This window comes from Caldisalinibacter kiritimatiensis (assembly GCF_000387765.1).
In the GTDB taxonomy this organism is placed as follows: Bacteria; Bacillota; Clostridia; order Tissierellales; family Caldisalinibacteraceae; genus Caldisalinibacter; species Caldisalinibacter kiritimatiensis.
This window is the reverse complement of sequence record NZ_ARZA01000186.1, coordinates 38,863-50,196: the sequence shown is the minus strand read 5'-3', so window position 1 is coordinate 50,196 and position 11,334 is coordinate 38,863. Positions and strand designations below refer to the sequence as shown.

At 30.6% G+C, this 11,334-nt stretch carries 9 protein-coding genes; all 9 read right to left on the bottom strand.

The annotated features are described in order from the left end of the window. Positions 1-173: 173 nt before the first annotated feature. Positions 174-419: an RNA-binding S4 domain-containing protein gene (locus L21TH_RS08260; RefSeq protein ID WP_006313898.1), complete on the bottom strand. Its 246-nt coding sequence runs from the start codon at positions 417-419 to the stop codon at positions 174-176. 113 nt (positions 420-532) lie between these two features. After that, positions 533-811: an HU family DNA-binding protein gene (locus L21TH_RS08255; protein WP_006313896.1), complete on the bottom strand. Its 279-nt coding sequence runs from the start codon at positions 809-811 to the stop codon at positions 533-535. A 95-nt stretch (positions 812-906) separates the two neighbouring features. Further along, positions 907-2,376, bottom strand: coding sequence for a bifunctional methyltransferase/pyrophosphohydrolase YabN (yabN, locus tag L21TH_RS08250; RefSeq protein ID WP_006313894.1), 1,470 nt, complete (start codon positions 2,374-2,376; stop codon positions 907-909). Between the two features lie 59 nt (positions 2,377-2,435). Next, positions 2,436-4,046, bottom strand: coding sequence for a putative polysaccharide biosynthesis protein (locus L21TH_RS08245; protein ID WP_006313892.1), 1,611 nt, complete (start codon positions 4,044-4,046; stop codon positions 2,436-2,438). A gap of 140 nt (positions 4,047-4,186) precedes the next feature. Further along, on the bottom strand, positions 4,187-4,738 hold the full coding sequence (gene spoVT / locus L21TH_RS08240; RefSeq protein ID WP_006313890.1) for a stage V sporulation protein T: 552 nt from the start codon (positions 4,736-4,738) through the stop codon (positions 4,187-4,189). Positions 4,739-5,117: 379 nt separating this feature from the next. Further along, positions 5,118-6,053: a peptidylprolyl isomerase gene (locus L21TH_RS14955; RefSeq protein WP_006313888.1), complete on the bottom strand. Its 936-nt coding sequence runs from the start codon at positions 6,051-6,053 to the stop codon at positions 5,118-5,120. Positions 6,054-6,091: 38 nt separating this feature from the next. After that, the gene (mfd, locus tag L21TH_RS08230; protein WP_006313886.1) at positions 6,092-9,640 is read right to left on the bottom strand and encodes a transcription-repair coupling factor; all 3,549 of its coding nucleotides are present in this window, start codon (positions 9,638-9,640) and stop codon (positions 6,092-6,094) included. Positions 9,641-9,760: 120 nt separating this feature from the next. Continuing rightward, on the bottom strand, positions 9,761-10,321 hold the full coding sequence (gene pth, locus L21TH_RS08225; protein ID WP_006313885.1) for an aminoacyl-tRNA hydrolase: 561 nt from the start codon (positions 10,319-10,321) through the stop codon (positions 9,761-9,763). 63 nt (positions 10,322-10,384) lie between these two features. Continuing rightward, positions 10,385-11,332, bottom strand: a complete 948-nt coding sequence (locus tag L21TH_RS08220; protein ID WP_006313884.1) for a ribose-phosphate diphosphokinase — start codon at positions 11,330-11,332, stop codon at positions 10,385-10,387. Positions 11,333-11,334 lie beyond the last annotated feature (2 nt).

The following is an 11,334-nucleotide window of genomic DNA, read 5'->3' as shown; positions in this document are numbered from 1 at the left end:
CGCTGTTCGCCTTTCGCTTTTCGATAATAATTCTATAAACATTTTTTCTGCCTTTCAAACCTGTATTTAACTTAATTACAAGCTATACAGTAAATATACTTTATTAGACAATGAAAAAGCGAGCAAAGCTCGCTTTTTTAATATTGGATACTAGTTATTAGCTAATGGCTAAATCAATTCTTAATTACCCTATATAAGTCCTGTGCTTTATCCTTTGGTACGTGTTCAAGTATCTCTAATACTTCTATCGTAACATTTCTGTTACCAAAGTTAATTTCTATTATATCTCCTACATTTACATCTGTTCCTGGTTTAGCTTCTTTATTATTTACTAAAACCCTACCTTGTTCACACGCTTCTTTTGCAACTGTTCTTCTTTTAATAATTCTGGAATTTTTTAAAAACTTGTCTATTCTCATAACTATCCTCCCATCTCTTACAGTTGATATTTAAAGTAAAAAGATTGTCACAAAACAGCGTAGACATAAATTTTCGACATTAAATAAAAAATCAGGTCAATTGACCTGATTTCTTATTTATTTACAGCTTCTTTTAATGTTTTACCAGCTTTGAATACAGGCGCTTTTGAAGCTGGGATATCGATAACTTCTTGTGGGTTTCTTGGGTTTCTACCTTTTCTTGCTTTTCTTTCTCTAACTTCGAAAGTTCCAAATCCAACTAATTGAACCTTGTCCCCACTAGTTAAAGCCTCTTCTACACTTTTCATGAATGCGTTTAATGCGCTTTCTGCGTCTTTTTTAGTTAAACCACTTTTTTCTGCAATGCTTGTAATTAATTCTGATTTGTTCACTAAAATTACCTCCTTATATTTATTAATATAGATTTTATACGTATAGCATATTCTATGTTTTTGTCTAAAATCCTCTTTTTTGAAGGGATTTTTTATCATTTTTTGTTCTTTTGTGTCTTAGCTTGTTCCCATAACAAATCCATTTCTTCCAAACTCATACTTTTTAAATCCTTTCCTTGTTTAACACTCTCCTTTTCTATGTACTCAAATCTTTCTATAAATTTATTAATTGTTTTATTTAAAGCTACTTCTGGATTTATTTTAAGAAATCTAGCTACATTAACAATAGCAAACAACAAATCTCCCAACTCTTCTTCAATCTTATCATTATCCTTATTGTTGTATTCCTGTATTAACTCTTTATATTCTTCTTTAGCTTTATCAATAGCTCCATCTATACTATCCCAATCAAAGCCAACATCTGCTGCCCTTTCTTGTATCTTATAACTCTTCATTAAAGATGATAAGCTCTTAGGTAAATTTTTCAATCTATCAGTATAACTTGTAACAGATTTTTCTTTATCCTTCATCTTGTCCCAAGTAGATTTTGCTTCGTTTAAATCATCTGCTTTTACTTCTCCAAATACATGGGGATGTCTATATATCAACTTATCACATATACCCGAAGTAACATCCCAAATGTTAAAATATCCTTCTTCACTTCCTATTTGTGCATGAAATACTACTTGTAAAAGTAAGTCACCCAACTCTTCTACTAATGAATCAATATCTCCACTGTCTATTGCGTCTACAACTTCGTATGCTTCCTCTAATACATACTCTCTAAGGGACTCATGGGTTTGCTTCATATCCCACGGACAGCCCTTCTTACTTCTTAATCTTTCCATAATACTAATCAAATTATTCATATTATATCTTTTTTTAGTTGAATTGTCTACTCTTGGTATGTACAAATATGTAAAATAATCAAAATTATCTATTCTATCTATCTCAAATAATGGTATTTTTACTATTTCTTTATTTTGATTAGAAGAAATTTTAATAATATATATCTCATAATCATCATCATATACTTCCATCAACTTCAATTTCGCCTCTGAAGCTACCATTTGGTCATATACTTGAGAAATAATATTATGACTATTGATATCCACCATATACTCTTCAAAAGATAAACTATCAAGTACTTTAAAACCACTACTAATATCAAATCCTATGGTAGATATTGCTTTTTCAAGAAAACTTATGCTAGGAATAACTTCAATTTCTATTTTACATTCATTTTTAAATTTATTCAATATAAAAACTGTATTTTCTCCTATAAAAGGATTACCTGGTACTCCATAATTAATAATATCATACTGCTTTGCCTTTTCTATTAGGTCTTCAGTAATAATTTCATACACTTTATCAAAATCTTCTTCTTGTTCGTACACATAATCATATGAATTATACTTTATACCTTCTTCTTTTAAATAATCCGTAACAGGATGTCTTTCTGTCCTTAAATAAATAGGTGAACCATTTGTAAGCGTATTTACAGCTTTTAAAGACATTTCATCAACTTTACCTGGTCCCAGACCTATCACGTTAATCTTTGACATTTCTAACCCTCCGTATTAGTTATAATTAGCAATATAAGCTAGGTTTATACCTAGCTTATTTACCCTCTCAATAGTCCTATTGCTTTTAAAAGTCTTGCTATTTTATTACCAAAAGGTAAAAGGTCAAAATCTCTAGATGTAATAGCTCCTGTTATTAATAAAGCTGAGCCATAAACAATAGCTCCCACAAAAATAGCTAAAATCGTAGCTAATTTGGCTCCTATTAAAGACATTGTATATTGGTACGTAAACCATGTAGTTAACACCATAATAGTAACAGAAATAATAGGTTTAATAAAAGTATTAATAAAATTAAATTTCGTTTTAGTATGTTTTTCTACTGCTATAAAGTTTAAGATACATGCTATAAAGTAAGCAACAACCGTACTAATAGCTGCCCCTTTAATATTTATCTCTGGTATTCCTGTTAAAATATATGTTAATACTATTTTAAATACAGCTCCTACTGCAAGATTTCTAACAGGTACTCTAGGCTTTCCTAACCCTTGTAAAATAGCTGTCAAAGACTGTATTAATGTTAAAAACAACACACTAAAGGCTAAAATTTCAAGTATAGCTCCTGTGCTCTCTAAAGTAGATAAATCATTGTTAAAATATAATAATTTAATTATCGGTGTTGAAAGTATATATAGTCCTAAAGCTGCTGGTAACCCAATAAGTAATGTAACTCTAACTCCTGAGCGAGTTATCCTCTTTATGTTTTGATAATTTTTTCTAGCAAAAGCATCAGAAACAGCTGGAACTAAACTCATAGCCAATGCTAGTGAAAATACCTGTGGAAAATTAATAAGTGTTTGAGCCATTCCTCCTAATTGACCATACAGTTCTGCAGCTTCCACTTCACTATAATCAATAAACTGCAATCTTCTCATTACTATACCTGCATCTATAGTATTCATTATTGGTACTATTGCAGCCCCTATAGCTATTGGTATAGCAATAGATAAAAGTCTTTTTACTATTGTATTTGTACTTTCTAACTCTTCTTCTGAACTACTTTTTATCTCTATCCTAATATTTCTTTTTCTTATAAAATATATAATTAAAATTCCTATAGTTCCGAATATAGCACCTGCTGAAGCACCAAAGGAAGCACCAGATGCTGCTATTGGCAAGCCTTTTTCTAATAATGTATATGCTAAATACAGTCCAAAAATCACCCTAAATAACTGCTCTATAACCTGAGATAAAGCTGTAGGTGTCATTGTCTGCCTACCTTGAAAATATCCTCTAAATGCCGACATAATAGGCACAAAAAATAAAGCTGGAATTAAAGCAACTAATGAATAATATGAATTAGTGTTACCTATTAACTTCACTATGCTTTCTGCAGTAAAGTAAACAAATGAAGAAGTTAGTATACCAACCATAAGCATTGCTAATAAAGATACCCTGAATACCTTATGAGCACCTCTATAATTTCCTAAAGCTCTTTTTTCCGATACAAGTTTTGCTATAGCTGTAGGAAATCCGGCAGTTGATATAGCAAGTAAAAACGCATACATTTGATAAGAGGGCTGATAATACCCCATTCCTTCTGCTGTTATTAAGTTTGCTAGTGGAATTCTATAGACTGCACCTAATATTTTTACTATTACCCCTGCTATCCCTAATATGGCAGCTCCTTTAAGAAAATTCTCCTTTGTCATGTATTGTCCTCCTACTTTTACTAACATAGATTAAGCAACTAGTATAATTATATCAGAAAGGAATAATATGTGGAATAGTTTATTATTTGCAAATAAAATATTAAAAGCTCACCATATAGGTGAGCTAACCAATTTCAATATTATTGCTCCATTTGTTTTGCTAAAAATGAAGCCGCTGTTTCAGATAGTTTTTGCTCTAATTCTCCCATTTTTTCATCAGATTCTTTAGTTGTTAAAATAACTGAGCCTATTGGGTCACCTTGCGTTACTATTGGTGCTATAACTTGATTAATATAATCATCTGGGTTAAACTCATTAGAAGAAACTCTTATAGGTTTACTAGTCCCTGTTGCCACATATGTTTCTTTACTTTCAATAATTTTTTCTAGTTCTGGACTTATTCTTTTTTCTAAGTACTCTTTTTTTGACCCTCCAGCAACTGCTACTACTGTATCTCTATCAGTAATTATTGAAATATGGCCTGTCGATTCATTTAAGGCCTCAGCATATTCATTTGCAAATTCGCTAAGCTCACCAATTGGTGAATATTTTTTTAAAATAACTTCTCCTTCTCTGTCTGTAAATATTTCCAATGGGTCTCCTTCTCTGATTCTAAGGGTACGTCTAATTTCTTTAGGAATTACTACTCTACCTAAGTCATCGATTCTTCTAACTATTCCCGTTGCTTTCATATCCTCACTCCTTAATTATTAGATTACATTAAACCTCACATCAAACCTCGGTGTAATTATTATTTAACTTTTTAGATTATTTTATGCATTAGTGGTAATTAAGTACAGAAGTCGATTTATATAATTTTATGTCATATTTGTAGTAAATAAAAGAACAAAGTCGACTTCGTCGATTTGTTAGTTAGTAGTTAGTAGCTTTTCAGTCAGTTCTCAGCTCCTAGCTATTAGTTCTTAGGTTTTGGCAAATGCATTTAACAATACTATTTTTCCCACTCACTCCTACCTGTATATTTAACTTAATTACAATCTATACATTAAATATACTTTCTTAATCAAAAAACAAAGCACTAAGAACAATATGTTCTTAGTGCTTTGTTTTTTATTCTACAAATATCTCTACTTCTGCATTTTCTCTTAATTCATTAAGTTTATTTGAATACTTTTGATTTTCCATATCTTCAATAACTATTTCTTTTAATTCTTCAAAACTGTCTAATCTATCCTCTACCTTTATAATATGGAATCCAAACTGTGTTTTCACAATACCACTAATTTCTCCAGGTTCTAATGAAAATGCCACTCTATCAAATTCTGGAACCATATCTCCTTTATTGAAGTACCCTAAATCACCACCTGCAGAAGCAGTTCCTGGGTCTTGTGATTTTTCTTTTGCTAATTCTGTAAAATCTTTACCATTTTTTACTTCAGCTAATATTTTTTGTGCTTGTTCTTCGGTATTCACTAATATATGGCTAGCTTTTATCTGAATATATGAATTTTTGTTTTCTTCAAAATATGCTTTAGCGTCTTCCTCTGAAATTGCTATACTTTTTAAGAATTCTTCTTTATAACTATTAATCGTAAGGTCTTTTTTTATACTTTCTGTCAAATATTCTTCTGTCATATTGCTCTCTTTTAAGAAATTTTTATAGTCATCCTCATTTTTAAAAACTTCTTTATACTTTTCCACTTCTTTTTTTGCTTGCTCATCGGTAGCTGCTATTTCCATCTCTTCAGCTTTTTGTATAATAATCTCTTCGATTATAAGATTCTCTAATACTTTTTCTTTAATAGCTTGTTCAAAGGTTCTACCATCGCCTATATCTTTCGCCCATATATCAGGCCCAAACTGAGCTTCATATGCCTTTTTATATATATCAAGCTCTTTATCATAATCTGCTTTTAAGATTTTTTCACCATTTACTATGGCAACTGCTTCATTTTCAGCTTTTTCACTGCTACATCCGGTTAGCACAAACGAAAATATCATTATTGTAACTAAAGCTAAAGCTAATAGCTTTCTTCTTAAGAACATCTTATCCTCTCCTTCTTGTGACCAATACTTGTCTATTATTATATATTATTTTTTTGTTCATTGAAACTACTAATTTTTCCAACAACTTCTTCTACTGCATCTAGTACATAATTCTGGTCTTTCTTTAATAATCTATATTTAAAATACGGTTTTCTAGATACATCGAATTCCATCCTTCTTCCAAAGCCGTCAACAAGATAATTAATTAATTGAGGAGTGATTTTAGCAAAGTCACTAAATTCTATTTTTATAAACCCTTCTTTTTGTGATATAGAAACTATATTTGCTTTATTACACAATGATTTTATATATGATATCCTTATTAGATTGTTTACTTGTTTTGGTATATCTCCAAATCTATCTATTATTTCTTCTATAACATCAGATATATCCTCTTTATCCTGTATTGCTGAAATCTTTTTATAAATCTCTATTTTCAACTCTTCATTTCTGATGTATCTATCTGGTATATATCCATCTACATTTAGCTCTATTGTAGTCTCAACTTCTTCATAGGTTTCTTCACCTTTTAATTTCTTAATTGTATCTTCAAGATATTTAATATATAATTCGTAACCTATTGAAGCCATGTGTCCATGTTGTTCTGGCCCTAATATATTACCTGCTCCCCTTATTTCTAAATCCCTCATGGCAATCTTGAATCCAGAACCGAACTCTGTAAATTCTTTTATAGCTTTTAATCTTTTTTCTGCTACTTCTGATAAAACTCTATCTCTTTCATAAGTTAGATATGCAAAAGCTACCCTATTTGACCTTCCAACTCTACCTCTTAGCTGATACAATTGAGCTAATCCCATTTTATCTGCATTAGTTACTATTATAGTATTTACATTAGGTATGTCTAAACCTGTTTCAATGATTGTAGTACAAACTAAAATATCGTACTCTCCTTCTAAAAACTCTATCATTACCTTTTCTAATTCTCTTTCACTCATTTGGCCATGTGCTACTGCTATTCTAGCCTCTGGAACTAATCTTTTTAGCTCTGAAGCTACTTTTTGTATTCCTTGAACTCTATTATATACATAATATATTTGTCCATCTCTACTTAGTTCTTTTAATATTGCATCTCTTATTAACTGTTGATTATGCTCTACTACATATGTCTGTACAGGATATCTTTCTTCTGGTGGCTCTTCTATAACGCTCATATCTCTTATACCTATCATAGACATATGAAGTGTTCTAGGAATAGGTGTAGCTGTTAAAGTTAATACATCAACTGATTCTTTTATTTTCTTTAATGCTTCTTTATGTTTAACTCCAAATCTTTGTTCTTCGTCAACAATTAGTAATCCTAAATCTTTAAACTTTATATCTTTAGAAAGTAATCTATGGGTTCCCACGACTACATCTAATACTCCTGATTTTAAGTCATTTATTATTTTCTTTTGTTGCGCCGGTGTTTTAAATCTGCTAAGCATACCTATCTTGATAGGAAACTTACTGAACCTTTCCACCATAGTATTATAATGTTGTTGTGCTAATATTGTTGTTGGTACTAAAAAGGCTACTTGCTTGCCATCTAATACTGCTTTAAATACAGCCCTTAAAGCAACTTCTGTTTTACCGTACCCAACATCCCCACACAATAGTCTATCCATAGGCCTAGGATTTTCCATATCTCCTTTTATCTCTTCTATACATCTTAACTGGTCTTCAGTTTCTTCATAAGGAAATGAGTCCTCAAATTGTTTTTGCCAAGGTTGATCTTTAGAATAAGCAAATCCTTTATATGTTTGTCGTTTTGCATATAGTGTAAGGAGTTCTTTAGCCATATTTTCAATAGCTTTTTTAGCTTTAGTTTTAGTCTTAGTCCATTCACTACCGCCCATTTTATTTACTTTAGGCTTCACTGCATCTGAACCTATATACTTTTGTATTAAATTCATTTGGTCTACTGGAACATAAAGCCTGTCATTTCCTGAATACTTAATTGTAAGATAATCCTTTTTTACTCCTTGTACTTTTAGCTGCTCTACTCCCATATATCTTCCTATACCATGGGTCTCATGAACTACGTAATCTCCTGTTTTTAAGTCAGCAAAGGATGTTATTTTCTTTGTATCCTTACGTTTTTTCTTTTTACGTCTTTTTTTCTTGTAGTTTCCAAATACCTCTTTATCACTAATAATAGCAAACTTTATTTCTGGATATTCAAATCCTCTACTTATACTACCTGCAACCACAAAAACTTGACCGGATAGAATTTCTCTATCTAAATTGTCAACATAATTACATTCAATCCCTTTTTCTTTTAAAGCTTCAACAAGTCTTTTTCCTCTGTCCTCTACTCCACTTAATATAATTACTTTATATCCTCTATATTTAAATTGTTTAAGTTCATCAGATAACAATTCAATCTTATTATGAAAGGATTGCATACCTTTAACTGTAAAGTTTATAATTGATTTCGGCTTAAATCTTGGAATGTTTTTAAGAAGAGCAGTTATTGTTATGCAAACTTTCTCCTTTATGTGATTTGATACATTATCATATAAACTATATAAGTTCTCATGCTTAGATAACACTTCTCCTTTTTCAAAAAGGTCAGTATATTTATTTATAAAATCGTTTTCAATTCCCTTTACATTCTCTTCTATTCTTTGTGGCTCATCTACTATTATAAGAGAATCATCTTTTAAATATTTAATAATAGAAGTAAATTCATGAGGAATATATGGAATAAGCATGTCTAAATTTTCTATACTTAGTCTATTTTGCAATAACTCAATATATTCACTAAATTTTTCATCGATTCTATCCTTTATTTTTTCTGCTTTAATATGTTTGTTTTTTTCTAGCTTTTTTATTGACTTATTAATATCTTTGTTTATACCATTAATAATATCATTAATGTACTCTTCTTCAATTATCAACTCTTTAGCTGGCGATATATACACTTTATCAATATTTTCAATAGACCTTTGGTCTTTTAAATCAAAAGCTCTAATTGAATCTACTTCATCATCAAATAACTCTATTCTGTAGGGATTAGTGCCCACTAGTGGATAAAAGTCAATTATTCCTCCTCTTATGCTAAACTGTCCTTTCCCTTCTACCATATCTACTCTCTCATAACCCATGAGTATAAACCTTTTTGTTACCTCGTCTAAGTCTACTATAGAGCCAATCTCTAACTCCATATTATATTTAGTTAGCACTTCAGGTCTCATGATTTTATTAAGAACAGCTTCTATTGATGTAACAATAATTATATCCTCATTATTATTTAATCTATCTAAAACATTTAATCTTTGATTTAAAATCTCATGACTGTATGCATCTACACTATAGAATAGTAGTTGCCTAGAAGGAAAAAACTCAACATTGTCCCTTACAAATAACTTTAAGTCTTCTACTAATTTTTTTGCCCTAAGTTCATCGTAAGTAATAATCAAAATTTGTTTTTTTAGGTGTTGATTTAATCCATATGTGATATGAGCAATGTTTTCTTCTGATAAACCATGAATTCCAATAGGAGAGTTTTTCTTTTCTATATTTTCTAACAAATTTTTATACGATGACAGGTTCTTAATTTGATTAATAAATATATTATCAGGCATTACATCAACTCCTTGAATTAAGTAAGCAACTCAAGCCTAGGCAATAACGCCTAGGCTTTATAGAACATATATGGTTTGTTTATGTTGTTGTAAATCTCTGAAAGTTATTTTATTCCTATATTAACCATTATATGCATTCATAGCTTTATTTGCACCATCAGTAATAATCATTTCTACAGCTTTGGCTGCTCTTTCTATTGTATCATCTATAATTTCTCTTTCTTCTTTATTAAATCTACCTAAAACATAATCTGCTAAATCTTGATTTCCTTCATTTCTTCCAATACCTATTCTTATTCTTGGAAACTTATCATCTTGTAAATGATATATAACAGACTTCATTCCATTGTGGCTTCCAGCACTACCTTTAGGTCTAATCCTAAGAACGCCAAGGTCTATATCTATGTCATCGTATATAACTATAATATTGGAAGCTGGCATCTTGTAATAGTTGTATATCTGTAATATACTCTCTCCACTTCTATTCATATACGTAAGTGGTTTCACTAATATAGCCTTCTGACCACCTATATGGGTTTCTCCATAAACTGCATTATATTTCATTTTAGTTAAGTTTACATTATTTCTCTCTGCTAAGTAGTCAATAGTGTCAAATCCAACATTATGACGTGTTCCACTATATTGTTTTCCTGGATTTCCTAGACCAACTATTGCAAACAAAGCAATCAACTCCTTAAATTTCACCTAACATTAGAATAACAACTATTAGGTCTAAAGCTAATACTAATCAAATAATTTACTTACTGATTCGTTTCCATATATTCTTCTGATTGCTTCAGCTATTAATGGTGCAACTGTAACTGTTTCAATCTTATCAATCTGTTTTTCAGGTGCTAAAGGTATAGTGTCTGTAACAACTAGCTTTTTAATAACTGAATTTTCTATTCTTTCAATAGCAGGTCCTGATAAAACTGGATGTGTACAACAAGCATAAACATCTAATGCTCCAAATTCTTTTAATACTTTAGCGGCTTTAGTTATAGAGCCTGCAGTATCTATAATATCATCTACTAAAATAACATTTTTGTCTTTAATATCACCTATAACATTCATTACTTCTGAAACATTTGCTTTAGGTCTTCTTTTTTCAATAATAGCTATTGGTAAATCTAATAAACTAGCAAAATTTCTAGCTCTTTGTACGCCTCCAACATCAGGTGATACAACTACAGTATCTTTATCTATACGGTTTTTAAAATACTCTACTAGGATTGGTCCTCCTAATAAATGGTCCACAGGTATATCGAAATATCCTTGTATCTGACCAGCATGTAAGTCCATACATAATACTCTGTCAGCTCCAGCTTTTGTTAATAAGTCTGCTACTAATTTTGATGTGATTGGGTCTCTTGCTTTAGCTTTTCTATCTTGTCTAGCATAACCATAGTAAGGGATTACTGCATTTATTCTGCCAGCTGATGCTCTTTTAAAAGCATCAATAAGTATAAGTAATTCCATTAAATTTTCATTTACTGGTGGGCAAGTTGGTTGAATTACAAATACATCTGCACCTCTCACTGTTTCATTGATTTTAACTGATATCTCACCATCGCTAAATCTACCCACTTCACTATTTCCTAGTGGTACTCCTATCTCGTCACAGATTTTCTCTGCAAGTTCTTTGTTAGCATTTCCAGCGAAAACTTTTATGTCTCTTTTTCCTACGTTCATTT